This is a genomic window from Nonomuraea sp. NPDC050022 (assembly GCF_044460705.1).
Lineage (GTDB): Bacteria > Actinomycetota > Actinomycetes > Streptosporangiales > Streptosporangiaceae > Nonomuraea.
The window spans coordinates 190799-215665 of sequence record NZ_JBITKE010000008.1; the positions used below are offsets into that span (position 1 = coordinate 190799).

The window sequence follows — 24867 nt, forward strand, 5'->3', positions numbered from 1 at the left end:
GCCGATCGAGCCGGCGTAGCCGTGCTCTTCTCACCCTGGCGGCGCTGGTCACGCTTTTCCCGCTGATCTGGACCGCCCTCGGCTCGTTCAAACCGGGCGTCGAGGTGCTGCTGCCGACGCTCTTCCCGAGAAACCCGACGCTGAGCAATTACGCGAGCCTGCTCGGCGGGGAGGATTTCTACCGGTACTTCGTCAACAGCGTCGCCATCGCCGTTTTCAGCGTCGCGGGTAATGTGCTGCTCTGCTCGATGGTCGGCTATGCGCTGGCCAAACTGTCCTTTCCCGGCAAGCGTCTCGTGCTGGGGGCGGTGCTCATCACGATCATGGTGCCGGGCGTGGTGATGTTCGTGCCGTTGTTCATCACCGTCAACGGTCTCGGGCTCTCCAACAGTTACGGCGGAATGATCGTGCCGTTCCTGGTCGGGGCGGGCGGTGTCTTCCTGTTCCGGCAGTTTCTCCTCGACATCCCCGATGAGCTGCTGGAAGCCGCGCGCATCGACGGCGCCGGGGAGTTCCGGATCTTCTTCCGCGTCGTGCTGCCGCTCTGCGGTCCGGCCCTGGCCACGATCGGGCTCCTGACCTTCATGTCCATCTGGAACAACCTGCTCTGGCCACTCGTCGTCGCACAGTCCAAGGAGCTCTACACGCTCCCGGTCGCGCTGGCGTTCCTCTCCCAGGGCGACGGCACGATCAACTACGGGGTGATGTTCGCCGGGTCCGTGCTGACCATCGCGCCGATCGTGCTGGTCTTTCTGTTCCTTCAGCGATATTTCATCACAGGCATCGCAACGACGGGAATCAAATGACCGAGTGGTGGCGGGAACCGTTCCAACTGTTCCAGTCGAACATCCGTATCCCCGACGGCGACGTGGACACCGACGCCGCGACCCGGCTCATCCAGCGGCTCGGCTTCGATGTATGGCTGCTCAACGCGGGCGGCATCTGCTATTTCTATCCGGTCACCGGTGACGCTCAAGAGATGAGCCCCGCGCTGGAGCGGCGTGCCTCGGGCGACCTGATCGCGGACGCTCTCGCCGACTGCCGCCGGCGCGGAATGCGGCTCGTGACCCGCTTCGATTTCTCCCGGCTGCCGAGCCGGTTCGTACAGGAGCGCCCCGAGTGGGCGTACCTCACCGCCGGCGGCGGGATGTGCGAGGCGGACGGACTGACCAACATCTGCCCGCGCAGCGACTATTACGAGAAGCGGGTGCCCGAGATCCTCGCCGACTTCGTCGACAGATATGACGTGGACGGCGTGTTCTTCAACTGGATGCAGTTCCCCGTCGCGTCGTACACCATGGATTTCTACGGCACGTGCCACTGCGGCCGTTGCCTGACCGCCTTCCGCGAGGCGTACCCCGATCTCGAATACCCCACGGGCTTCGAGCACGACAATCACGCCACCCTCACCGTGCTGAACGGACGGCATCTTCAGGCGCTGGCCGATCGGTACGCCCGGCTCGTCAAGACCCGCCGGCCCGGAATCGCGCTCTTTCTCGCCGACGCCCGCGCCGACATGGTGTTCCTGGAGACCAACAGCCCGATCTCGACCGGCCAGAGCTGGTGGGAGCACACGCCCGGCGAGCTCGCGAGCGCGCACAAGACGGCCCACCCGCACACCCCGGCGCTCGTCCACTCCTCCCAGAACGTCGGCCTGCCCTACCGCCTGGTCGGTGAGCAGCCCGCACAGTACGCGCGTTACTTCGCGCAGGCGCTCGCCCGAGGCGCCCGCCCCTCGGCCGTGGTGATCGGCAAGCCGACGACCGAGCATTTCTCCGCGTTCGCCCGATCGACGGCCGTGCTCGAGATCTATCGTGACAACCACGATCTGTACGCGGACCTGCGGCCGTGCGCCCCGGTCGCCATCGTGCGCCCGCCGGGCGGCACCGCGATGGCGGCCATGCAGTACCGCTCGGACTTCACCGAGTACCGGGGGCTGTTCGAGTCCCTCCAGCAGCGGCACATCCCGTTCGACGTCCTCGGCGCGGAGTACGCGCGCGAACTCGTCGAACGGCAGGGGCTCGCCCAGTACGCGGTGATCGCGGTGCCCGCCGACGCGATCACCACGCCCGAGCTGGCGGCGGCACTCCTGGAGTTCGCCGACGCCGGCGGCGAGCTCATCCTCACGGGTGACCCTTCCGCGCTGCTCGACGAACCCGCCGTGACGCTTGTGCTCGACGGCACCCGTCAGCTCGGCGGGCGTTTCGGCGCCCGTCCGGACGGACACTTCGGGGACCGGCTGCCGCTCCTCGGCACCTTCTGGGGCGTCGAAGGCGGCGAACACGACGGATGGCTGCTTTCCGAGCAGGCCCCCTTCGGTCCGCCCGAGCTGACGTACGGCAACGAGAACTTCACGCCCTACCCGCTCCGGGTGAGCCTGCCCCGAGGTCGCGGTCGCGTCACCCTGCTGCCGTGGACCGCCGGCACCACCCAGCGAGTCAGCGGGCTGAGCAGCGTCGCGGATTTCATCGCCGACACCGTGGCCGACCGGATCGGCGATGCGCGGATCTTGTCCGCCGAGTTCGCGACCAGCGTCGAGATCGTGGTCGGGCGGTCCGGCGACGCCCTCGTCATCCATCTCATCAACCATTCGGGCGGCCGGCCGGAGCGGCTCATCGACCCTGTGCCGATCCGCGGCCACCTGCGCATCCCCCATCGGGTGGCCGGCGATCGGCCCGTGGTCACGTCGCTGTCCGGATCTCCGTACGAGGTCGGCACCGAGACGGACGCGATCGTGATCGACATCGAGGTGGGCGCCGTCGAGGTGATCCGCGTTGACTGACGCGACCACGCGCGGCGTACGCCTCGACGTCGTCCGCTACGAACAGCGCGGCTACGGCGCCGGGGACGCCGCCGACGGGCCCTTCCGGCTGGACGACCTCGTCGATGATCTCGTTCACGTGCTCGACGGGCTCGGGCTCGACCAGGCGCACCTGGCCGGCGTCTCCCTCGGCGGGATGGTCGCCGCGCGGGCGGCCGCACGGCAGCCCGGCCGCGTACGCAGCTTGACGATCATCTGCTCCGCGCCGGTGCTCCCGCGAAGCTCCTGGATCGAACGCGCGGCGGCCGTACGCGGCGCCGGGCTCGCCGTGATCCGCGACACCGTCGTCAAACGCTGGTTCACCCCGGAGTTCGCGTCCGAGAACCCGGACATCGTCCGGCGCTACGGCGCCATGCTCCTGGCCAACGACGCCGAACAGTACGCGCGCGCGTGCGAGATGCTCGCGGCAGCCGACGTACGTGACGACCTCACCGACGTGACCGCGCCGACCCTGGTCATCGGCGGCTCGGCCGACGTCGCCACCCCTCCCGCCAGCCAAGAGCTCTACGTGGCCGGCATACCGGGGGCGCGCCTGCTGATCCTCGACGACGTCGCGCACATGGCGACGGCCGCCGTGCCCGCGAAGATCGCGCGCGAGATCATCGGGCACGCCGCTTCGTTCACTGGTTGAGGCGTGCGGTGACCAGGTCGGTGAAGCCGTTGGCGAGCAGGATGACGGCGATGGCGGTGAGCAGGATGCCCGCGATCCGGTCCAGGAGCATGGCTCCCTTGAGCGAGATACGCCGTTGGACGTGGCCGGACAGGTAAAGCGTCAGCCCGGTGACCACGGCGAAGCACAGGGCGGCGACTGACAGGGCGATCTTGTCGGTCATGTTGGTCGCCGCCGCCGAGGCGGCGACACCGAAGGCGAAGGTGGTGCCGCCGATGGTCAACGGGAAGGTGAGCGGGGTGTACAGGATGGTCTTGGGGTGCGGCGCCGGCTCGGGTGGCAGTGTGCTGCCCAGCTTCTCCTCTTCCTGGAGTTTCTCCAGCTCTTCGACGGCCCCGGCTTTGCCGCGCATCAGCGGGATGGAGGCATAGGCCAGGGCGATGCCTCCGGTGGCGGTCAGCGCGGCGGTGCTGATGCCGAGCAGCTTGAGGAGCGGCTCGCCGATCCACAGCGCCGCCAGGACGAAGACCGCGACGTTGACGGCGAGTCCGAGCGCCAGCCGGTTGACCTGTTTGTGGTCATAGGGCCGGACGATCGGCAGATAGGAGGCGAGCGCGGCGACGGGGCTGTAGAGCCCGAACAGGGCCAGGAAGAGAATGATTGCTGGATGGGTCATCGCGGTCCTCCCCGCTGCGGCGATGCCGGCGACCGACCCCATGGGCGGGAACGGTCGCGGCCGGTGGCGGGGGGATGGCGCGGGGACGGTGGCCCGCGCCTTTCGCTTCGGCTGCTAGATGGGGTCGCGCAGGATCGGGCAGGTCATGCAGTGCCCGCCGCCCCGGCCCTTGCCCAACTCGAAGCCCTCTATCTCGATGACGTCCACGCCGTGCTCGCGCAGCTTCCTGTTGGTGAACTCGTTCTTGTGGTAGCCGACCACGACGCCGGGCTCCAGGGCGACGAAGTTGCTGCCGCTGTCCCACTGCTCCCTGGCCCGCTGGTGGTCGTCCCCGCCGGTGGAGATGATGTCGAGCTTGCCGATGCCGAGCGCGTCCTCGAAGGCGGCGGCCAGGTTCGGTTCGCGGTGCACGTCGAGAGTGCCCGCCTTGTCGCCGGGCCGGAGCGAGTAGACCGCCGCGTTCTCCACGACCGGCGGGTAGCCGGTGGCCTTGTCGACGTCCAGCAGTGTGAACACGGTGTCGAGGTGCATGTACGAGCGGTGTGGCGGGATGTTGACCGCGAGCACCCTGGTGGCGGCCTCGGCGGCGAACAACTCCATGGCCAGGTGCTCGATCATGATCGGGCTGGTGCGCTCGCTGACGCCGATGGCGACGGTGCCCTTGCCGATCGGCATCATGTCGCCGCCCTCCAGCGAGGCGCGGCCGAAGTCCTCCTCGTCGAAGTTGCCGTCGTCGCCCATCGGCGGGTACCAGTAGGCGAATCCGTCGTCGGCGAACATCGGGTGGAAGTGGTAGATGATGCTCTGGTTGATCGTCTCCAGGCGGCGGGCGTGGTAATAGAGCGGGTTCAGCGAGACCCCGCCGTACAGCCAGGCCGAAGGGTCGCGCTGGTAGAGCGAGTTCGGCAGCGGCGGCAGGATGAACGAGCCGGTCTTGGCCATCGCGGTGACCAGGGAGCAGGCGTCGAAGCCTTCGCGGCTGGCCTGGGCCGCGGTGACGAACTCCTCCTTGGTGAGCCCGCCGATCAGGTGCTCGGCTAGCTTGTCCCCGCTCCAGGAGGCCAGCTCGGCGCGGATCTCGTCGACGAGTGAGGGTCCCACCGTCAGGTGGGTGACCGTGCGCTCCACCGCGTGCCGCTTGGCCTCGGGTGTGGCCTCCAGCGCCTCGGCGAGCAACTGCTGGTGGTGGAAGACCTCGATGCCGCGGCCGCGCATCATCTCGACGAACATGTCGTGCTCGACCTGGGCGCGGCTGACCCAGAGCACGTCGTCGTAGAGCAGGTCGTCCTTGTTGGCCGGGGTGAGCCGTTTGAGGCTGAGATCGGGCCGGTGCACGATCACCTGCCGCAGCGTGCCCACCTCGGAGTGGACTCCGTATTTCGTGCTCACAACGTCCTCCCATGCGCATCGGTAGCGGTGAAGGGGAGGGTGGCCCGCGCCTCGCGACAGCGGCAGTACGGGGATCTCCACCGCGTTCGGCATCATTCCACTGCGGTGACAGCTCCAATCCGCCGACGGCGATGCTTTGTCAAAAGGTTGAGGTGGCCGGGCAGGGCTTGGGCCGCCGCTCTCTGTCAGCTCATGACACGGGCCCTCAGGCGGTCAGCAGGGGTAGCGGCTCGAAGGTGTGGTCCTGCCACAGGCGGCGCGAGGTCTCCTCCGGGTAGGCGGTGACGGACGATGTGGTGTCGAAGACCTGGGTCAGGCGCTGCCGGGGGTCGTACGCGGGCCAGCCCGGGTCGCCCGTCGCGGCGAAGGTCGTCCAGGCCGTACGGATCTGGGCCGTCAGTGCGCGGGCCTCGGTGGTGTGCTCCGGACCGATGGCCACCGGGCCGAGGTGGGCGTCGTAGGTGCCGAACAGCAGCGGGCCGTCCAGGCCATGGCAGGCCCGCAGCAGTCCGCCCGTGCCCGGGGACTGCCAGGTCAGGTCGTACAGGTACGCCTGCCCGCCCCCGGCGACCTGGGCCTCGGCCAGGTGCAGCGTCGGCATGCGGAACAGCCAGTCGCTCTGCACGAGCTCGAACAGGTCCTCGGCGGACGCGTCCGGGAACGCCGCGCGGTAGGCGCGTTCGCCGTCCTCGCCCGGACCGTAGCGCCGCAGCGTCCGCGCCGCCTGCTCCTCGGTGACCTTGCCGAACAGGTCGCCGAGGAGCAGGAAGGTCCGCCACTCGTCGCGGTTGTGGCCGATGATCAGCTCCACGTCCCGTCCCGCGCCGCGGGCCAGTCCCTCCCAGGGCGTGGTCGGCAGCACTTCGCCGTCGACGACGGGAGAGTACAGGGACAGGGTGTGCGCGAAGGAGCCCCAGCGATCCTCGTTCTGCCGCATCTTGGCCGACAGCGCCTGGCCGACCGCCGGGAGTTCCCGCGGATCCACGCCGGACAGCTCCTCGGCCGTCGGACGCAGGCCGGCCTCGGCGGCGATGGCCGCCCCGACGTCCCTGGCCAGGGCGCCGGACAGGAACGTGCCCGGCAGGCTCTGCCCGACGGCCCGCTGGAACAGGCCCGCCGCGCTCGGCATGACCATCAGCGAGGCGATGGACCCGGCGCCGGCCGAGTCGCCGAGGATGGTCACCTGGCCGGGGTCTCCCCCGAAGGCCGTGATGTTGTCCCGCACCCATTCCAGGGCGGCGACCTGGTCGAGCAGACCCCGGTTGGCGGGCGCGCCCTCGATGCCGGCGAAGCCTTCGATGCCCAGGCGATAGTTCAGCGACACGAACACCACGTCGCCGTCGCGGACGATGTGCCGGGCGTCGTAGCCGGGGCTGCCGGAGAAGCCGAGCTTGTAGGCGCCACCGTGGATCCACACCATCACCGGGCGGCGGGCGGCCGGGTCTGGGGCGGGCGTCCAGACGTTGACCGTCAGCCAGTCGTCACCCGGGCCCTTGAACGTGAAGAAGTCCCCGCCGCCGCGACCACCCATGTCCGTGTCCTGCGGGACCGGCGGGCCGAACTCGTACGCCTCTCGTACGCCGTCCCAGCGGCGCGCCGGTCGCGGCGCCTGGAAGCGGGCCGCGCCGAGCGGGGGTTCGGCGTACGGAATGCCGCGGAAGACGGCCAGGCCGTCCTCGGTACGGCCGCGCACGACGCCGGCGGTGGTGCGGACCTCGGGTTCGACTACGGACATCGCTGGGCTCCTTAAAACGACTGATTTAACAGTTGTCTATTTTCTAACACATGTCTAGGGTTGGCGCCGTGCAAGTCAGACAAGACCGCCGGGTGCTCCGCTCTCGCGCCGCGCTGATGGCCGCCGCGGTACGCCTGGTGTCCGAGCGCGGCACCACGGCCCTTCCCGTCGGGGATCTCTCCGATGCCGCGAACGTCAGCCGGCAACTGGTCTATCTGCAGTTCGGCGACCGTGACGCGCTCCTCGTGGCGGCCGCGGCCGACCTGGTCGAGCGGGAGCTCATTCCGGAGGCGGGCGACGACAGCGCGCCACGTCGCGCGCGCGTGCTGGCGATGGCCCAGCACTTCGCCCGGCACCGGCCCTTCTACCGCGCGATGCTCACCGGATCCTGCGCCTTCCCCATGACCAGGGCCCTGAACAGGCTGTTCGGCTCGCTCATCACCTCGACAGGCCTGCGGGAGGTGTTCGGCGATCTCGACGACGACACGGCACGGGACCTGGCGACGATGATCACCGGCGGCACCGGCGCGATCGTCAACGACTGGGTGGTCGACGCCGACGACCCCCTCGACCCCGAAGAACTCACCGACCGCCTGCTACGCCTCGCGACGGCGTATGCCCGCGGCCTCCCCGCCCTCGCCCCTTCCACCGGAAGGCACCCCCGATGAACCTGAACAGCCACCTCGTCCAGCGCATGCTGCGTCTGCCCCCGCCACTCACCAGGGATCTGACCGTCGAGCGCGACCTGCGTGTCCCGATGCGCGACGGCGCGGTCCTGCTGGCCGACCGCTGGACCCCGGCGACCGGCGGCGACGGCCTGCCGACCGCGCTCATCCGCGTCCCCTACGGCAGATCCGGTATGACCGCGGCGCCGATGGTCCGGCCGCTGGCCGAGCGCGGCTTCCAGGTCCTCATCCAGAGCACCCGTGGCACCTTCGGCTCCGACGGCCCGTTCGACCCGCTGCGCCGCGAGCGCGAAGACGGCCTCGACACTCTGGACTGGGTGATCGAGCAGCCTTGGTTCGGCGAGTCGATGATCCTGGTCGGTGCCAGTTACAGCGGCTTCACCCAGTGGGCGGTCGCCGACGCCGCGCCGCCCCAGGTCAAGGCCATGATCCCGGGGGTCTCCGAATCGGCCCTCACCCTGGACTTCCTGCACGGGGACGCCTTCTCCCTGGAGACCCCGTTCGTCTGGGGCGTACAGGTGGCCGGCCAGGAGCGCAGGTTCGGCATGCTGCGCCAGATGCTGGGCGGGAAGCTAGGTGGTGAGAGGAAGAAGGTCCAGCGCGCCCTGCGCACGCTCCCCTTGAACCAGGCCGACACCGCCGCGATCGGGCGCCACTATGACTACATCCAGAACATCCTCGTCCACGACGCCGATGCGCCGTTCTGGCGGGACCTCGACCACCGCCACCGGGTCGCGGACATCACCGTGCCGGTGAGTACGGTCGGCGGCTGGTATGACATCTTCCTGCCCGGCCAGCTCCGCGACTACCGCGCTCTGCGGAACGCTCGTCTCACCGTCGGCCCCTGGGCCCATATCTCCATGGGCGTGGGCCACACCTACACCGCCGAGGCCCTCGACTTCGGCCTGGCCCTGGCCAGAGGCGAGCAGCCGGCCGAGCGCGCCCCGGTACGCCTGTTCGTCATGGGCGAGGACAAGTGGCGCGACTTCCCGTCCTGGCCGCCGCCGGGGTACGAGCCCCAGCGCTTCCATCTTCAGCCGGACGGCGCCCTCGGCACCGAGGCACCCGCCGATTCCTCCCCTGACGGCTACCGCTACGACCCGGCCGACCCCACCCCCGCCGTCGGCGGCGTCCGCATGGCCTTCGGCGAGAAAGCCGGGCGCGTCGACAACACCGCCCTCGAGGCCCGCCCCGACGTCCTCACCTACACCACTGCCGCGCTGGACGGCGACGTCGAGATCATCGGCGACGTCAGCGCCGAGATCTTCTTCCGTTCCAGCCTCCCCTTCGCCGATGTCTTCGTCCGGCTGTGCGATGTCGACGCCGACGGCCGCTCGACCAACGTCTGTGACGGCCTGCTCAGCCTCACCGGCGCCGACGACACCCGCGCGGCGCGGGTGCGGATGTGGCCGACCGCGTACCGCTTCAAGCGTGGGCACCGCATCCGTGTCCAGATCTCCAGCGGCGCCTTCCCCCGCTACAACCGCAACCCCGGCACCGGCGAACCCCGCGCCACCGCCACCACCCTCCGTACCGCCGACCAGCAGGTCTTCCACGACCCGCGGCACCCGTCGGCGGTGCTCCTCCCCATCCGCCAGGTGACGTCGGAAAAGTCCGGGCAATGACCGGCGCAAGCCCTGGTGCCAGTGGCTGACCCAGGCACTGGTGCACGCCGAACCCGAAGGCCATGTGACGGCGGGCATCGCGCTGGATGTCCAACCGGTCCGGGTCGGTGAACGCCTCGGGGTCGCGGTCACCATCCGGCGCAGCCTGCCGTCTCGCCTGGTCGGCGGGCTGGGCAGACGGCGGGCCGGTTACGAGCGGGGTGTCACCGGGGCCTGCCACAGGCCGACGATCGCGTCGATCAGGCTGGTGGCCAAGTCGTCCCAGGTCGGATGGAGAGTGGGCGCGTCGTCGACGAGGGCGCGTTCCCGCTCGACGCACATCTGCACGATGAGGTGGCGGGCCATGGTGACGCGTTCGCGGCGGATCTCGTCGGGCAGGGCGGGCAGGGACCGGGCCAGGCCGTCCCGGAACAACCGCAAGATCGGGGCGGCCGTCAGGGCTTCGTCGACCATGACCGCGTTGAGCGCGGGGTCGGCCATGACCTGCGCGGTGAACCGGGCGTACCAGGTGGGGCTGCCCAGGGTCTCCAGGTGTTCGGCGAAGGGGCGGACCAGGCACGACGCCCAGTCCCGCGGGTCGGCGGAGTCGCCGATGCCGGTCATCATGCGTTCGCGGATGCGCTCGATATGCCCGGCGTGCTTGCGGGCGATCGCGCGGATCAGGTCGGCCTTGGTGCCGAAGTGGTAGCTGACCGCGGCGTTGTTGCCCTGCCCGGCGGCCTCGCTGATCTGGCGGTTGCCGACGGCGTGCACCCCGCGTTCGGCGTACAGCCGCTCGGCCGCGGCGAGCAGGGCTTCCCGCGTCGCGCTGACCTGCTCGTCTCGTGTCATCTTCATGATCGTCGTCTTCTACCGCACCGGGACTTCGCGCAGCCCGCGACGGCCGAGTCCCTCAGGTCGTCGCAGGTCCTCGGCCGTGCACGGCGAGGCGTGATGGAAGGACAGCTTATGCAATAGGCCGATCAACGGCCCTACCCGCCGTTTGACAGCCACCCATCCCTCGCTAAACTTTAAATCAATCGCTTGATTTAAACAGATGACGGACGTCCAGCAGGCCGCCATGGTCTGCCCCGCCCTGGCCATCACCGTCGAGGAATGACCCCTGCGCCCACGCGCGTCCAGGGCTCCGTCGCGGGCGACTCCCGGATGGCGTCCACACCGTGATCGGGTGGCCCGAAGACCGTGTCTCCACGGCGGTCAGCGATCCTGACCGCCGTGGCCCGCGTGAAGAACGCGGGACATGAAGACCATTGACACACCTTCGATGCCGGATCTACGCTCCGGTCGAATCGATTCGTTATGGCCCTCCAAAAGCGTCCTTGCGATGGGCGAAAGCCCGGCTATACGCACGGGCCCAGCTGTCGAATTGATTCCGAAGGAGCCGCACATGTTCACGGCAACCCCACGACCGCCCGGTAGACGGCTCGCTCGCGTCTCCGGGCTCCTGGCCGGGATGCTCATCGCCTTCACCGTCCCGGCGCCGGCCCACGCCGCGGACGAATCCATCAGCGTCGACTTCGCCACGGCCGGCGGCGCCCCTACCTACCGCGCGTCCGGGTGGATCTACGGCATGACGGAGAACGCGTCCGGACCGGCGGATCACTTCTACCGTGACGTCAAGTTCCGGTACATGCGCGCCGGTGGCGCGCAGCTCGGCTCCCCCGGCGGCTGGGTGTCGGGCGCCTACGACCGCAGGTGGAACGCGACGCTGGCCCAGGCCCGGCGGACGATCTCGCTGGGCGGCCAGTTCATCATCCTTCCGCATGATTTATGGGGCGCGGACGGGTACCCGATCTCCCGCTTTCCGGGCGACAACGGCAACTGGTCCGACTACGACGCCTTCCTCACCCGCCTGATCAACGACGTACGAACCGCCGGAATCACCGTTCAGTGGGACATCTGGAACGAGCCGAATATCTCCCTGTTCTGGAACCGCCCGCAAGCCCAGTACTTCGAGCTGTGGCGGCGCAGTTACCAGCGCATCCGGGCCGCCTTCCCGAACCAGCTGATCGTCGGACCGAGCTGCGCCTGCGTGCCCTCCACGACGAACGCCTGGTGGAACGGCTACCTCGACTTCGTCCGCGCCAACAACGTCATCCCCGACATCGTCAGCTGGCACTCCCTGCCCGGCGACCCGGTGGCCAACGTGGCGGCCGCCAACGCCACCCTCGACCCGCGCGGCATCCCGCACCCGCGCCCGTACCAGATCAACGAGTACGGCGCGTCCAACGAGCAGAACCCGGGAGACGGGTCGTGGTACATCGCCCGGCTGGAGCGCGCGGGCGCCGACGGGTTGCGCGCGAACTGGGCGAGCGCCGGCAACCTGCACAACGATCTGGGCAACCTGCTCGTCCGCGACAGCGCCGGCCGGCACCTGCCCAAGGGCGAATGGTGGGTCTACCGCTTCTACGCCTCCCAGAGCGGCCAGATCGTCTCGACGACCCCGAGCGCCGCCTACGACGCCTTCGCCACCAAGACGGCCGGCGTGGCCAAGATCCTGGTGGGCGGGGGCGGGACGACCGGCAACATCGCCGTCGGTCTGCGCCGTCTCGACACCACCAGCGGCATCGTGCAGAACAACCAGGTCCGCGCGCTCGTGCAGCGCGTCCCGTACAATGGCGGCGGCGCGGTCCAGGGGCCGATCACCGTGCAGAACACGGTCCTGACGCTGTCGGGGAACGCGATCACACTGAACCTGCCGCACACCAACGCCGACGACACGTTCACCGTCACCCTGCTGCCGCCGTCGGACGGCGGCTTCCAGTCCGTGGCGGTCGCGCAGCACTCCCAGCAATGCCTGGACAACACCGACCTGAGCACGGCCGACGGCAACGTGCAGCAGCAGTTCCCCTGCGAGGGCGGCGACCAGCAGCTGTGGAACTTCCGGCCGGTGACCGGCGTGAGCGGCACGTACACACTGGTCAACCAGCAGAGCGGGAAGTGCCTTGAGGTGAACGCGGCGGCCACCACCGACGGCGCGCCGGTGAGCCAGCGGACCTGTGCCGATGGGGCGCAGAACCAGCAGTTCGCCCTGCGCAAGGTGACCTACGGGGGCAATGATCCCCGGGACTATCAGCTCGTCGCCCGCCACAGCGGCAAGTGCGTCGACGTCAGCACCATCTCGACCGCCCCCAGAGCGCCCATTCACCAGTGGACCTGCAACCCGGTCGGCCAGGCCAGCCCGCTCAACCAGACCTGGCGGCTCTGGGGCCGGTGACGGGTGCGGGCTTGGCACCCCGCCGCTCGTGGGCCGCGGCGAGAATGAGGTACGCGCTGGCCGTCCAGGTGTAGGCGCGGTCGCGCAGGCCGGCGCCGGTACGGGCGTCGAAGTTCTCCGCGAATCCCGATTTCTCGCACAACGCGCGGAATCGGGTGCTGATCTCGTCCGCCAGATCCGGGAATCCGGCGCGGCGCAGACCGTCCTCGATCAGCACGGTCGAGGGCGCCCAGATAGGGCCGCGCCAGTAACCGTCATCCTGGTAGTGCTCCGAGGCGGGCAGCTCGGTGGCGGGCCCGAACGCGGTCAGGTGCCGCTCGATCCGGGCGGCCAGCGCCGCCCGGACGGGTCGCGGCAGCTCCTCCCCCAGCACGATCGGCATGAGGTCGAGCAGGCTGGAGCTGGACCAGGTACGTCGTGAGTGCGCGCCGCGGGCGACGAATCGCTCGCCGTCCCACAGTTCGGCCAGGAGCGCGTCACGCATCCGGTCGGCCTGTTCGGTCCACTTGGCGGACGCGCCGGGGTCGGGTGCCAGGCGGGCCAGCTCGCGCATCTGCAGGATGAGGAAGGCGGCCAGGTCAGCGGTCTCGACGACCCGCTCGGGGTCGAAGGTGGTGGCGTTGTCCCAGCCGCTGTCGTTGCCGTGCTGATAGTGCGGCAGCTCACGGCCACGGGCACGGCGGGCGTCGAGCCAGAAGACGGTCCAGCGTTCCAGCAGCCGATAGACCTCGGCCGGGTCGGGCGCGGCAGGGAGGTGACGCAGGGTCCAGCCGTGGATGGGCGGCTTGACGAAGTTGTACAGAATCTCGGAGTGGGTGACGGAGTCGGGCAGCGCGCCGGCGGCGTCCTGGTGGTCGAAGGGCAGCCGGTACTGGTGCCAGGCCAGCTCCGGCAGGCCACCGGCGAGGGCGAGGGCGTTGAAGCAATGGTCCCAGCTCCACACCTTGTCCATCCAGTGCTTGGACATGAGCACGGCGGGCCGGGTGACGAACCCGGCGGGGCGGACGGTGGCCGACCACAGCACGTAGGCGGCCAGCTCGGCGGCGGGCGTGCGGTCGCTACGCCAGGGCGCGACCGCCGTGGCGAACGCGTCGAACTCCGCCCGCGCCGCCTTGGCGACCTGCTCGAAGGCGTCGCCGCTGGTGTAGGGGGCGCGGGCGGTCTCGTACTCCTCGATGGCGATCTCCCACTCGCCGCTGAGGAGGAGACCACGTTCGGCGGTGCCCAGCGCCTGCGTGCCGCGGTGTTCGACCTGCCCGCCGAGGAGCGTGATCCGGTAGCGGCGGCCGGTCTGGTAGACGGTGAAGACGTACGAGCCGTCGACGGGGTCCTGGTAGAAGTACGGGCCGCTGAACGGCGTCAGGACGGGATCGGCGGCCAGCAGGCGGAGCCCTAGGCCGCGGCCTCTGACCCGTACCGTGTCGGGGCCGTCGTAGGCGAGGTCGATCCGGCCGTCGTCACGGCGCCAGGTGAGCTGATGCGGGGTGGCCGTGACGACGCTCTCGGCGCTGGGGATCAGCCGCAGGATCGCGTGCATGCCGGTCTGGTGCGAGACCAGGTGCACGTCCTCGGCGTAGGTCTGCTCCGCCACCACGGGCGAGAAGCCGAACCAGGAGCCGTGGAAGCTGAACGGGATGTCCCGCAGGGAGAACACCGGGCCTGAAGCGGCGACGGTCATGGAGTGAAAGGTCCCTTCTCAGTCTTTGACGGCGCCCGCGGTGACGCCGGCGGCGACATAGCGCTGGGCGACGACGAGCAGGATGGTGGCGGGGACGGAGGCGATCACGGCGGTCGCCATGATGGCGTTCCATTCCTGGTTGTTGTTGCCGATGTAGTGGTAGATGCCGAGGGTGATCGGCTGGTGGTCGCCGCCCTGGTCCAGGGTGGAGGCGAAGATGAAGTCCGACCACGCCCACAGGAACGCGAACAGCGACACGGTGATGAGCGAGTTGCGGCTGACGGGCAGCACGATCGAGACGAACGTACGCACCACCCCGGCGCCGTCGGTACGGGCGGCCTGCAGCAACTCCTCCGGAATGCCGGACATGAACGTGGTCAGGATCAGCACCGCGAACGGCACGGCGAGGGTGGAGTCGGCCACGATCAGTCCGGGAACGGTGTTGAGCACGCCGCTGGACAGGAAGATGGCGTAGAAGCCCATCGCCATGATGATCCCGGGGATCATCTGCGCGATGAGCAGCACGAAGCTCAGCGCCCCGCCGCCGCGCGGGCGCAGCTTGGCCAGCGAGTACGCGGCCGGCGCCGCGAGCACCAGGGTCAGCGCCACCGTGCCGAGCCCGACGACCAGGCTCACCCCCAGGTAGGGCAGCTGCTGGTCCAGCACCGCCCGGTAACCGTCCAGGGTGCCGTTGACGGGGAACCAGTTGGTCCTGCGCATGTCCTGGTCGCGGGTGAACGACACGTTGATCATCCAGTAGACCGGGAACAGCATCACGCCGGTCAGCACCAGCCCGATCACGGTCTTGAAATGCCTCATGCCGGCACCTGCCTTCGCTGTGCGCGGATGTAGACCAGGCCGAAGACCAGCGCCATGACGATGAGCAGGTTCCCGACGGCGGCGCCGGGCCCGAAGGAGGGCACCAGGTTGCCGAACCCGAGCCGATAGGACCAGGTGGCGAACGTGGTCGAGGCCCCGCTCGGTCCGCCCTTGGTCATGATCCAGATGATGTCGAACACCTTCAGCGTGTAGACCAGCCCGAGCAGCAGCGTGATCGCCGACACCGGCCGCAGCAGCGGGAACGTGACCCGCCAGAAGCGCTGCCAGCCGTTGGCGCCGTCCAGCGCGGCGGCCTCGTAGATGGCCGGCGAGATCGCCTGCAGCCCCGAGTACAGCACCACCAGGTTGAACGGGATGCCGATCCAGATGTTGGCGATGATGACCGACCACAGCGACCAGTCCGGCGAGGTCAGCCAGTTCACCGGGCCGATGCCGAGCCACGACAGCGCCGCGTTGACCACGCCGGAGTCGCTGTTGAGCATCCACGACCAGGTCGAGGCGGACACGATCAGCGGCAGCAGCCACGGCACCAGGAACAACCCGCGCAGCGTGGCCGAAAGCCGGAAGTTCTTCAGGAAGAACAACGCCAGCGCGAGCCCGATGGCGAACTGGAAGGCCAGTGAGACCAGCGTGAACACCACCGTGTGCCACAGCGCGGGCCCGAAGGTCGCGTCGGCGAACACTCTCGCGTAGTTGGCGAACCCGGCGAACGGGGCATCGCCCCGCACGAAGGAGCGCACGGTGTAGTTACGCAGGCTCAGCTCGATATTGCGGTAGAGCGGATAGGCGTAGAAGACCAGCAGGTACAGCACGACCGGGGCGAGGAAGGCCCAGGCGGCCCACTGGCCGGACCGCGCGCGTGCCGCCCGGCGGCTCCGTGCCGCCTGATGAATCCGTGCCGCCTGATGAATCCGTGCCGCCCGGCGATTTCGTGCCGTCGTCCGGGCGGTACGCACAGGTTTCTGGATGGCTCGGCTCATGCTGCTACTGGATCGCGCTCGCCGCCGACGACTGCGCCGCCGCCATCGCCTCCTGGGGAGACTTCGACCCGCTCAGCGCCGCCTGCACCGCGCCCCACATGGGCTCGGAGATCTTCGGGTACTTGGTGCCCAGGTCGTCGCTGGTGCGGCCCTTGGCCGCCTTGACCGCCTCCACCCACACCCGCAGGTCGGGTGTGGCCGCCACCTGCTTGGCCTGCACCGCCTCCGTGGGCGCGATGTAGGACAGCGTGGTGGTCGTGGTGAGCGAGTTGTCGGCGCTGGTCAGGCAGGTCACCAGCTTCTGCGAGGTGGCGTAACGGGCGGTGTCGGACTGCACGGGGATGCTGACGAACTCGCCGCCGGTGGGCGCGGGCGCGGTGCCGCCGCCCTTGGCGGGGACCGGGATGATGCCGTACGCGAAACCGGCCTTCTTGGCGTTGGCCAGCTGCCAGGTGCCGTTCTCGGCGAAGGCGAAGTCGCCGCTCGCGAACTCCTGCCAGCTCGTCGTCTGGGTGTTGTTGATGACCGAGTTGGGGGCGTACCCCTTCTTCAGCCAGTCGCTCCACAGCGCCACCGCCGACACGCCCTCGGGCGAGTCGAGCTTGGTGAGGTTCGCGCCGGAGCCCCAGAACCAGGGCAGGAACTGGAAGCTGCCCTCCTCGGTGCCGATCGCCGAGAACGTGATGCCCTTCTTGCCGGACGCCTTCACCTTCTCCAGCGCCCCGGTCAGCGACGCCCAGTCCTTCACCGAGGCGATGTCCACCCCGGCCTTCTTCAGGACGTCCTTGTTGTAGTACAGGGCGAGGGTGTTGGCGCCGATCGGGACGCCGTAGGTCTTGCCGCCGCTCTGACCGGCGGCCAGCAGGTTCGGCGCGATCGCCGTGACGTCGAGCTTGTTCTCCTCGGTGGTGGTGAGAACGCCTGCCTCGGCCAGCGTGGAAACGACGGGATTGTCGACGATGAGCACGTCCGGCGAGTTGCCCTGCTGAGCGGCCAGCAGCGCCTTGTTGGTCAGGTCGCTGGTGTCGTAACCGGTGCGCTCGACCTTGACGCCGGCATCGGTGCCGCACTTCTCCAGCAGCTTCACCCAATCCGAGCTCTTGTCGTACTGCGGGTAGGGGTCCCAGACCGTGTAGGTCCCGCCTCCGGCGGCCGGGCTCGCGCTCGCCGAAGCACCGTTGCCGTTTTCGGGCGATGACGAGCAGGCGACCAGCCCGCCCACGGCGGCCAGGGCCGCCAGACTCGCGCCGGCCACACGCCGGCTCCTTGCCGCTGCTCTCATTGGGCTGACCTCCGCTGACAGGCGTTACGCGGCCGTCTCCCGGCCGGGTCGAATCGATTCGCCGAACCGATTCGCTGAAGATAGGCCCGCTTCCCGCGAGAGTCAATGGGAGGTGCGACTGGATCACCGGGATGTCGTGGGGGATGCGCGGCAGGCGGCATATCCTCGTCACGGACTCCGAGGACGTACCATCTCGTGAACCGGTTCGACCTACCATGGTCGCCGGGCGGCGGATCGGACGAGGAGCACGGGTGAACATCGGAGAGATCGCCAAGCGGGCGGGCGTGTCGCGCAGCACCGTCTCGTACGCGCTCACCGGCAAGCGCCCGGTGTCGGAGGAGACCAAGCGCCGCATCCAGGCCGTCATCGACGAGCTGGGCTACCGGCCCAACGCCGCCGCCAGGGCGCTCAAGGAGGGCCGCACCCGCACCATCGGCCTGGTCATCCCGCCGGCCAGCCAGCGCCTGACCGATATGCAGCTCGGCTTCGTGGCCAGTGTGGTCGACGCCGCCGCCCGCGCCGACCTCGACGTCCTGCTGTCACCCTCGGGCGGCGAGCACGACCGCTCCTTCGAGCGCGTCGTCACCGGGCGGCGCGTGGACGGCGTCATCCTGATGGAGATCCGGCTGGAGGACGACCGGGTGACCCGGCTGCTGGAGAGCGGCCCGCCGTTCGTCGGCATCGGCCGTACCCGCCGCCCGGAGGACATGTCCTGGGTGGACATCGACTACGAGACGCTCATCGCCAAGTGCGTCCACCACCTGGCCGACCTCGGCCACCGGCACCTGGCGCTGGTCAACCGCAACGCCGAGCTGGTCGCCGCCGGCTACGGGCCGGGCCACCGCGCGCAGGCCGGCTTCGATCGCGCCATCGCCGAACGCGGCCTGCACGGCGTGCGGGTCTGCTGCGCCGACGACGCCCAGGCCGGACAGAGCTGCCTGCGGCAGCTGCTCGCCGACCATCCGGAGCTGACCGCCATCGCCACCATCAACGAGGCGGCGGTGTCCGGCATGTACCGCGCGCTGGCCGAGACGGGCTTGACCGTGCCCGGAGACTTCTCCATCGCCGGTGTCGCCGCCCAGCACTGGGCCGAGAACCTGCACCCGCCGCTCACCGCCGCCGACGTCCCCGCCGACGAGATGGGCGCCCGCGCCGTCGAGCTGCTCATCCAGCGCATCGCCGACCCGGCCACCCCGCACCGCCACCTGCTGATCGCCCCGCCGATCTCGCTGCGCGCCACGACCGGGCCCGCCCGGCCCCGCGCCTGACGACACCGCCTGAGACTCACTCTGGGTCCGATCCGGCCCGGTCCGCGAGACGGCGGCATGTCGCGACCGTTTCCTGGCTCTTGACCACCGCGCCAAGAGACGCTTATGGTCAAGTCGAATCGATTCGACTTGCCTTTTGAGCACTCCCCCGGACAGGAATGGATTCCCGGCTGTCGTTACCGGAGCCCTGGGTACGTTGCCGCGGACCTCGCGCGAGAACGTAGACGAACAGGACCGCCATGACCGCCGCGCCCGCCCACATGGCCTGCTGCCAGCCGTCGACGAAGGACTCCTGGGCGGCTCGGATCAGCGCCCGCACCTGGGGGCCGGCCCCGCCGGCGGCCGTGATGGCGTTGACGACGCCCTCGCGGGCGGTGTCGGCGCCCGGCACTCCGTCGAGGCGGGCGTCGATGGCGCCGCGGTATCCGGCGGTCAGGACCGCTCCGAGCAGCGCGACACCGAGCGCGGTGCCGAATTCCCGGGTGACGTCGTTGAGCGCGGACGCGACGCCTTGACGCGCACGCGGCAGGGCGGTGGTGATGGCCTCGGTGGCGGGCGTCATCGTCAAACCCATGCCGAGTCCCATGGCGAGCATGCCGGGGAGGATCGACAGGTAGCCGCCGTCGACGGAGACGAAGGTGGCCATGAGGACCAGCCCCGCGCCACCCAGGAAGATCCCCGAGGCCATCGTCGAGCGGCCGCCGACGCGCGCGGCCACCCTCGGGGCGAGGCCGGAGGCGAACATCATCAGCAGCGCCATCGGCATGAGGGCCAGGGTGGAGCGCAGGCCGGACCAGCCGAGCACCGCTTGGAAGTACGGGAAGAGGACCACGAAGATCCCTGCCTGCACGCCGAAGACGGCCAGGAGCGACACGGAACCGCTCGCGAGACCTCGCTCGCGGAACAGGCGGACGTCGAGGAGTGGCGCCGGGCGGCGTAGCTCCCATGCCACGAATCCGGCGGCGGCGATGACGCCGACGAGGAGGCTCAGTAGTGTCGCGGGCGCGGTCCAGCCTCGTTCGGGACCCTCCTGGAGGAAGAAGACGAGCCCGACCACCGCGACCACGGACGACAGCGAACCGACGGCGTCGAACCCGTGCCCGGACGCCTCACGCGAGTTCGGGACGGATCGCAGCGTCATGGCGATGGCGACGACGACGAGCACGACCGGCAGGACGAAGAGCCACCGCCAGCTCGCCAGGTCGACCAGGATGGCCGACAGGTACATCCCCAAGATGCCGCCGCCGCCGGCGACGCCGGTCCACACGCCGATCGCCTTGGCGCGTTCCTCGTCCGGGAAGGTCGAGGTGATGACCGCGAGGGTGGCCGGCATGATCATCGCCGCGCCTACGCCGCTCAGGAAACGCGCGGCGAGCATGAGCTCCGACGATGTGGCAAGGCCGGCCGCCGCGCTCGCCACGCCGAAGACGAGCAGGCCGGCGAGCAGCACCGGCCGGCGGCCCCACCGGTCGCCCAGCGCGCCGAGCGGCAGGAGCAACGCGGCCAGAGTGAGGGTGTAGATGTTGATGAACCACAGGACCTGGGATTGCGAGGTGTCGAAGGCGACGCTGAGCTCCGGCTGGGCGACGTTCAACCCGGACACCGAAGCGATGACGGCCATGAGCGCGACGCAGACGCCGGCCAAGATCGTGCGTCGTTGCCGTGGGTCTTGGATGGTCGGGCCGGGGGCTTTCGCGCCTGAGGACGGGCTCGTACTCACGGGATTCCTTTCGTGAGGGCAGGGGGAATCGGCGCCGGAGCGGTGGGCTCCGGCGCGGTCGGATGGTGTAGTTACCGGCCATGGGTCGTCCCTCTCTGCGGGTGCGTTCCTCATGGTGCTGAGCGTCAAGGCGGTTGTGCAAACGCTGTTGCCAAATGGCAAAATGGCAGGATGGATGAAGCCATTGACCGCACTCTCGACGCCGTCGGACCGAGGTTGAAACGCCTTCGGCTGCATCGGGACGTCACACTCGCCGACCTCGCGGCGGAGACCGGGATCTCCATCAGCACCTTGTCCCGGCTCGAGGCGGGCCTGCGACGTCCCACGCTCGAGCAGCTGCTACCGCTGGCTCGCGCCTACGGGGTCACCCTCGACGAGCTCGTCGACGCGCCGCCGACCGGCGACCCCCGCGTCAACCTGCGGCCCATCTCCCGTGGCGACGGCGCCGTCATCCTGCCGCTGACCCGGAGGCCCGGCGGGATCCAGGCCTACAAGTTCGTCCTCCCGGCCGGAAGCGACGAGGCCGAACCCGACCTGCGCAGCCACGAGGGCTATGACTGGGCCTATGTCCTCAACGGAACGCTCCGCCTCGTACTCGGCGAACACGACCTCATCCTCAAGCCCGGGGAGGCGGCGGAGTTCGACACACGCACCCCGCACTGGTTCGGGGCCACCAGTGCCGGTCCCGTCGAGTTCCTGAGTCTCATCGGGAGACAGGGCGAACGCACGCACGTCCGCGCGGCACCGAGACCTGGCTCGGCCGAGTGAGAGAGCTCGGGGACCTCAAGCCCTAGACCACGTCCACCGTCATCATCTCGACCGGGTGCCGCCACCGCTGGTTCACTCTTGCTTCATCGTCCTTCCCTACCGTGGGGCTCGCGTCGGCAGGCCCGCACCCCGGAGGAGCGATGAGCGAGTTACTCGGCGGCCTCACGCGAGTCGCCGTGGCAGCGGCCATCACCCTGACATCGGCCGGGTGCGGGATGAGCGCCCTCCGCCATACCCCGTCCATCCTGGACAAGGACGAGCTGATCGTCGCGGTGAAGCCGGACCAGCCCGGCCTGGGCCTGCGGACCAAGCAGGGCACCTTCGAGGGCTTCGACGTGGACGTGGCCACCTATGTGGCCGGCCACCTGGGGAAGAAGGTCTCCTTCGTCGCCACGACGTCGGAAGGCCGGGAGGCCAAGCTGAACTCCGGCGAGGCGGACATGGTGGTGGCCACCTACTCCATCAGCCCACCGCGCAAGACGCAGGTGACGTTCGCGGGGCCGTACTACGTCTCGCAGCAGGACATCCTGGTCCGCAACGGAACGACGAACATCGGCGACGTACGAGATCTCGCGGGGCGCAAACTGTGCGAGGCCCAGGGCTCCATCTCCACGTCGCGGATCATTGAAGGCCGCGGTGTGGCCGCCGTTCTGGTCCCGGCCCGCACCTACAGCGAGTGTGTGGACCTCCTCAGATCCGGCGCGGTGGACGCGGTCTCCACCGGCGACCTGATCCTGGCCGGGTTCGCCGCCCGGGACAAGGGCGCGTACACCATCGTCCACGCCCCCTTCACGGAGGAGCGGTACGGCGTCGCCCTACGCCATGGCGACGTAGCCGGATGCGAGGCGGTCAACCGGGCCATCACCGCGATGTACCAGTCCGGAACGGCGCCCAAGCTTCTCCGCGAACACTTCGGCGCGACGGGTCTTTCGATATCCACCTCAGTGCCGCAGTTCGAAGGCTGCGCCTAAGAGGTCATCGGCGTTCCGCGGGGGCGCGGCTCAAGCGGATCATCGCCCGGTACAGGGCCGTCGGGGTGGGCGCGGGCGGCAGGGGCTCGGGATTCGCGGGGTCCGGGACGGCGTAGGACTGGATCATGCAGCCGACGAGCCGGCGCCACGCCTCAGGGGCCGCGCCGGCCGTGGCCGCGATGACACCGGCGTTGGCCATCAGGAGGATGACCAGGTCCTCGGTGGTGAAGTCGGGGCGCAGCCGACCGGCTTCCTTGGCCCGGACGACCAGCTCGCTGAAGCCGCGGTAGGCCTCGTCCCGTTTGGCCTCCATGGCCCTGGCGCTGGGAAAGGTCATGGTCAGCACCTCGGAGAAACCGCGATCCGCGGCCTGCATGCCGCAGACGGTCTCGATGTACCAGGTGAATCCATGCCAGGGATCGGGGTCGGCCAGCGCGGTGGCGGCGGCATCGGCGTACGTCTGCATGGTGTCGGCGAAGACGGCCGCGACGAGGTCCTCGCGGGCGGAGAAATGCCGGAAGAGCGTCGCGATTCCGACGCCCGCCTCGCGCGCCACGGAGGCCATCGAGGCCTCGATGCCGTCGCGCGCGTAGACCCGCCGGGCCGCGGCCAGGATGCGATCGCGGTTGTGCCGGGCATCGATGCGCAGGCCCTGGGTCGAAGGGTCTGCCGACGGGTCTGGGGAAGCGGGGACGCGGCGGGCGGCAGGGCTCATGAAGCCATCATACAGAATCGGAATGGCCTATCCGATTCTGCTGTTACGCTGCACAGAACAAACGGATAAGCCATTCCGATTAGTTGAGGAGAGTCACCCATGCGCGCAGTCGCCCTGAGTTCCGTCCCCGCGAGCCCCGCCGTCACCGAGGTGGCCGCGCCCCGGCCAGAGGCCGGTGAACTGCTGGTGAAGGTCGCCGCTTCGTCGATCAACGGCTTCGACGCGGCGACCGCGGCCGGCTACCTGCAGCAGATGATGGAGCACCGCTACCCGCTGATCCCGGGCAAGGACTTCGCGGGCACGGTCGAGGCCGTGGGCGAAAGCGCCGAGGGGTTCGCCGTCGGGGACCACGTCTTCGGCGTGGCGATGAAGCCGTTCCTGGGCACCGGCTCGCTTGCCGAGTACGTTGTCGTGTCCGCCGCCTACGGTGTGGCGCACATTCCCCAGGGGCTCTCGACCGCTACGGCCGGAGCGCTGGGACTGGCCGGAACGGCCGCTCTGGACAGCGTCGACGCCGTGGACCCGCAGAAGGGCGAGACCGTCCTGATCTCCGGCGCCACCGGCGGCGTGGGCGCACTCGCCGTGCAGGTCGCGGTGGCTCGCGGCGCCCGGGTGCTCGCCACCGCGCGACCGGGTGCGGAGAGCGATTTCGTACGAGAGCTGACCGACGCCGAGATCCACCTGGTGGACTTCACCGGGGAAGTGGAGGCGCAGGTGCGCGCCCTGGCCCCGAACGGGGTGGACGCGGTGCTGCACCTGGCCGGCGACGGCGCTCAGCTGGCGGCTCTGCTGAGGCCGGGCGGCCGGCTCGCCTCCACTCTCGGCTTCGGCCCCGACGCGGTCCAGGGTCAGGAGGTCAACGGTCATGAGGTCAGCGTCACCTCGGTGATGGCCGACCCGAACCAGCTCACCTTGGACAAGCTGGCCGCCGATGCCGCCACGGGCGCCCTGCGGGTGCCCATCACCGCCACCTACCCGCTGGACCAGGTCGCCCAGGCGTTCGCCGACTTCGGCACCGGCGCGCGGGGCAAGCTCGCGGTCTCCATCGCCTGAGTCCGCTTCCCTCTATCCCAAAGGAGTTGATCATGCCTACCCTCGCCATCGTCGGTGCCGGCCCCGGTATGGGCCTGTCCATCGCCAAGCTCTTCGGCGGACACGGCTTCGACGTCGCCCTGATCGCCCGGAGCAAGGACAAACTGGATGGGCTTGTCGCCGAGCTCACCGGCTCGGGCGTCACCGCGGCGGCCTTCCCCGCCGACATCATGGACCGCGCCGCCCTGGCCGCCGCTCTGGACCAAGCGGCGGCCCACTTCGGCGGCATCGACGTACTGGAGTACTCCCCCGCCCCGCACACCCCGGTCCCCGGCATCACCATGGCCGGCCCGCTGGAGGTGACCGTGGACAACCTCCAGCCGCAGATCGACTACTACCTGTACGGCGCGGTCACCGCCGCCAACCAGGTGCTGCCCGCGATGCTCGAAGCCGGCGCCGGCACCCTCCTGTTCACCACGGGAGGCGGCTCCATCACGCCGAACCCGATGATGGGCAACATCAACGCGGCCGCCGCCGCCCTGCGCAACTGGGTGCTCAACCTCAACGGCGTCCTGGCCGAGCGGGGCGTCTACGCCGCGCACGTGGCGATCAGCGTCTGGATCGGCTCGAACGCGCCGGCGGGCTTCCCCACGGCGGAGGCGGGCGACATCGCCTCGGTCTACTGGGACCTGTACAGCAGCCGCGACCGGGCCGAACTGGAGTTCACAGGCTGATCGGGTTACTCGTGGGTGCTCCTGCCAGGAAGGCACCGGCCGTGGGGGGGGGGGGGGGGGGGGGGGGGGGGCGGGGGGGGCGCGACGCGCCAGACCACCCACACCGCCCACCCAAACCCC

21 protein-coding genes are annotated in these 24867 nt (G+C 69.7%); 11 read left to right on the forward strand and 10 right to left on the reverse strand.

What is annotated here, in order from left to right; translation table 11 throughout:
* The first annotated feature begins 104 nt into the window (after nucleotides 1-104).
* The 3 genes from ACIBO2_RS33225 to ACIBO2_RS33235 are packed head-to-tail and all read left to right on the forward strand — an operon-like array spanning nucleotide 105 to nucleotide 3452.
* Complete coding sequence (locus ACIBO2_RS33225; RefSeq protein ID WP_358543454.1) at nucleotides 105-806, forward strand: carbohydrate ABC transporter permease; 702 nt, start codon at nucleotides 105-107, stop codon at nucleotides 804-806.
* Nucleotides 803-2782, forward strand: coding sequence for a hypothetical protein (locus tag ACIBO2_RS33230; RefSeq protein WP_397301989.1), 1980 nt, complete (start codon nucleotides 803-805; stop codon nucleotides 2780-2782). Before ACIBO2_RS33225 ends, ACIBO2_RS33230 begins: the two co-directional genes overlap by 4 nt.
* The gene (locus tag ACIBO2_RS33235) at nucleotides 2775-3452 is read left to right on the forward strand and encodes an alpha/beta fold hydrolase (protein WP_358543448.1); all 678 of its coding nucleotides are present in this window, start codon (nucleotides 2775-2777) and stop codon (nucleotides 3450-3452) included. Before ACIBO2_RS33230 ends, ACIBO2_RS33235 begins: the two co-directional genes overlap by 8 nt.
* Here ACIBO2_RS33235 and ACIBO2_RS33240 read toward each other — a convergent pair.
* The 3 genes from ACIBO2_RS33240 to ACIBO2_RS33250 form a co-directional block, all read right to left on the reverse strand.
* Nucleotides 3442-4107 (reverse strand): MarC family protein, encoded by a 666-nt coding sequence (locus ACIBO2_RS33240; RefSeq protein WP_358543446.1) that lies wholly within the window; start codon nucleotides 4105-4107, stop codon nucleotides 3442-3444. The genes ACIBO2_RS33235 and ACIBO2_RS33240 overlap by 11 nt on opposite strands.
* A gap of 114 nt (nucleotides 4108-4221) precedes the next feature.
* Complete coding sequence (locus ACIBO2_RS33245; protein ID WP_358543443.1) at nucleotides 4222-5496, reverse strand: arginine deiminase; 1275 nt, start codon at nucleotides 5494-5496, stop codon at nucleotides 4222-4224.
* A 205-nt stretch (nucleotides 5497-5701) separates the two neighbouring features.
* Nucleotides 5702-7231, reverse strand: a complete 1530-nt coding sequence (locus ACIBO2_RS33250; RefSeq protein ID WP_358543440.1) for a carboxylesterase family protein — start codon at nucleotides 7229-7231, stop codon at nucleotides 5702-5704.
* Nucleotides 7232-7299: 68 nt separating this feature from the next.
* Between ACIBO2_RS33250 and ACIBO2_RS33255 the strand changes: the two genes are divergently transcribed.
* The gene (locus tag ACIBO2_RS33255) at nucleotides 7300-7899 is read left to right on the forward strand and encodes a helix-turn-helix domain-containing protein (RefSeq protein WP_358543437.1); all 600 of its coding nucleotides are present in this window, start codon (nucleotides 7300-7302) and stop codon (nucleotides 7897-7899) included.
* The gene (locus ACIBO2_RS33260; RefSeq protein ID WP_397301995.1) at nucleotides 7896-9542 is read left to right on the forward strand and encodes a CocE/NonD family hydrolase; all 1647 of its coding nucleotides are present in this window, start codon (nucleotides 7896-7898) and stop codon (nucleotides 9540-9542) included. The genes ACIBO2_RS33255 and ACIBO2_RS33260 overlap by 4 nt, the downstream gene beginning before the upstream one ends.
* A 189-nt stretch (nucleotides 9543-9731) precedes the next feature.
* Here ACIBO2_RS33260 and ACIBO2_RS33265 read toward each other — a convergent pair whose 3' ends face one another.
* Nucleotides 9732-10379 carry a TetR/AcrR family transcriptional regulator gene (locus tag ACIBO2_RS33265; RefSeq protein WP_397301998.1) on the reverse strand — a complete coding sequence of 216 codons (648 nt, stop codon included), beginning with the start codon at nucleotides 10377-10379 and terminating at the stop codon, nucleotides 9732-9734.
* A gap of 550 nt (nucleotides 10380-10929) precedes the next feature.
* On the opposite strand from ACIBO2_RS33265, the gene ACIBO2_RS33270 reads away from it, so the two are divergent.
* The gene (locus ACIBO2_RS33270; RefSeq protein ID WP_397302000.1) at nucleotides 10930-12759 is read left to right on the forward strand and encodes an RICIN domain-containing protein; all 1830 of its coding nucleotides are present in this window, start codon (nucleotides 10930-10932) and stop codon (nucleotides 12757-12759) included.
* On the opposite strand, the gene ACIBO2_RS33275 is transcribed toward ACIBO2_RS33270, so the two are convergent.
* Genes ACIBO2_RS33275 through ACIBO2_RS33290 form a run of 4 tightly spaced genes read right to left on the reverse strand, consistent with a single transcriptional unit; the run spans nucleotide 12728 to nucleotide 17512 of the window.
* Nucleotides 12728-14437: an MGH1-like glycoside hydrolase domain-containing protein gene (locus tag ACIBO2_RS33275; protein ID WP_358543432.1), complete on the reverse strand. Its 1710-nt coding sequence runs from the start codon at nucleotides 14435-14437 to the stop codon at nucleotides 12728-12730. The two genes, ACIBO2_RS33270 and ACIBO2_RS33275, sit on opposite strands and share 32 nt — an antisense overlap.
* A gap of 18 nt (nucleotides 14438-14455) precedes the next feature.
* Nucleotides 14456-15256 (reverse strand): carbohydrate ABC transporter permease, encoded by an 801-nt coding sequence (locus ACIBO2_RS33280; RefSeq protein WP_358543430.1) that lies wholly within the window; start codon nucleotides 15254-15256, stop codon nucleotides 14456-14458.
* Entirely contained in the window at nucleotides 15253-16257 is a 1005-nt protein-coding gene (locus ACIBO2_RS33285; RefSeq protein ID WP_397302004.1) for a carbohydrate ABC transporter permease, read from the reverse strand. The genes ACIBO2_RS33280 and ACIBO2_RS33285 overlap by 4 nt, the downstream gene beginning before the upstream one ends.
* Before the next feature lie 4 nt (nucleotides 16258-16261).
* Complete coding sequence (locus tag ACIBO2_RS33290; protein ID WP_358543425.1) at nucleotides 16262-17512, reverse strand: sugar ABC transporter substrate-binding protein; 1251 nt, start codon at nucleotides 17510-17512, stop codon at nucleotides 16262-16264.
* 278 nt (nucleotides 17513-17790) lie between these two features.
* Here ACIBO2_RS33290 and ACIBO2_RS33295 point away from each other — a divergent pair, with 278 nt between their 5' ends.
* Complete coding sequence (locus ACIBO2_RS33295; RefSeq protein ID WP_358543423.1) at nucleotides 17791-18807, forward strand: LacI family DNA-binding transcriptional regulator; 1017 nt, start codon at nucleotides 17791-17793, stop codon at nucleotides 18805-18807.
* Between the two features lie 109 nt (nucleotides 18808-18916).
* On the opposite strand, the gene ACIBO2_RS33300 is transcribed toward ACIBO2_RS33295, so the two are convergent.
* Nucleotides 18917-20764: an MFS transporter gene (locus ACIBO2_RS33300; protein WP_397302008.1), complete on the reverse strand. Its 1848-nt coding sequence runs from the start codon at nucleotides 20762-20764 to the stop codon at nucleotides 18917-18919.
* Between ACIBO2_RS33300 and ACIBO2_RS33305 the strand changes: the two genes are divergently transcribed.
* Together ACIBO2_RS33305 and ACIBO2_RS33310 are read left to right on the forward strand one after the other, a co-directional pair.
* Nucleotides 20699-21295 (forward strand): XRE family transcriptional regulator, encoded by a 597-nt coding sequence (locus ACIBO2_RS33305; RefSeq protein ID WP_358543419.1) that lies wholly within the window; start codon nucleotides 20699-20701, stop codon nucleotides 21293-21295. The genes ACIBO2_RS33300 and ACIBO2_RS33305 overlap by 66 nt on opposite strands.
* A gap of 140 nt (nucleotides 21296-21435) precedes the next feature.
* Nucleotides 21436-22266 carry a glutamate ABC transporter substrate-binding protein gene (locus ACIBO2_RS33310; protein ID WP_358543417.1) on the forward strand — a complete coding sequence of 277 codons (831 nt, stop codon included), beginning with the start codon at nucleotides 21436-21438 and terminating at the stop codon, nucleotides 22264-22266.
* Nucleotides 22267-22270: 4 nt separating this feature from the next.
* Here ACIBO2_RS33310 and ACIBO2_RS33315 read toward each other — a convergent pair whose 3' ends face one another.
* Nucleotides 22271-22981 (reverse strand): helix-turn-helix domain-containing protein, encoded by a 711-nt coding sequence (locus ACIBO2_RS33315; RefSeq protein WP_357960600.1) that lies wholly within the window; start codon nucleotides 22979-22981, stop codon nucleotides 22271-22273.
* Nucleotides 22982-23080: 99 nt separating this feature from the next.
* Here ACIBO2_RS33315 and ACIBO2_RS33320 point away from each other — a divergent pair, with 99 nt between their 5' ends.
* Both ACIBO2_RS33320 and ACIBO2_RS33325 read left to right on the forward strand, forming a co-directional pair.
* Nucleotides 23081-24034, forward strand: coding sequence for an NADP-dependent oxidoreductase (locus tag ACIBO2_RS33320; protein WP_358543415.1), 954 nt, complete (start codon nucleotides 23081-23083; stop codon nucleotides 24032-24034).
* Nucleotides 24035-24066: 32 nt separating this feature from the next.
* Nucleotides 24067-24747 (forward strand): SDR family NAD(P)-dependent oxidoreductase, encoded by a 681-nt coding sequence (locus ACIBO2_RS33325; RefSeq protein ID WP_358543413.1) that lies wholly within the window; start codon nucleotides 24067-24069, stop codon nucleotides 24745-24747.
* Nucleotides 24748-24867: the final 120 nt, after the last annotated feature.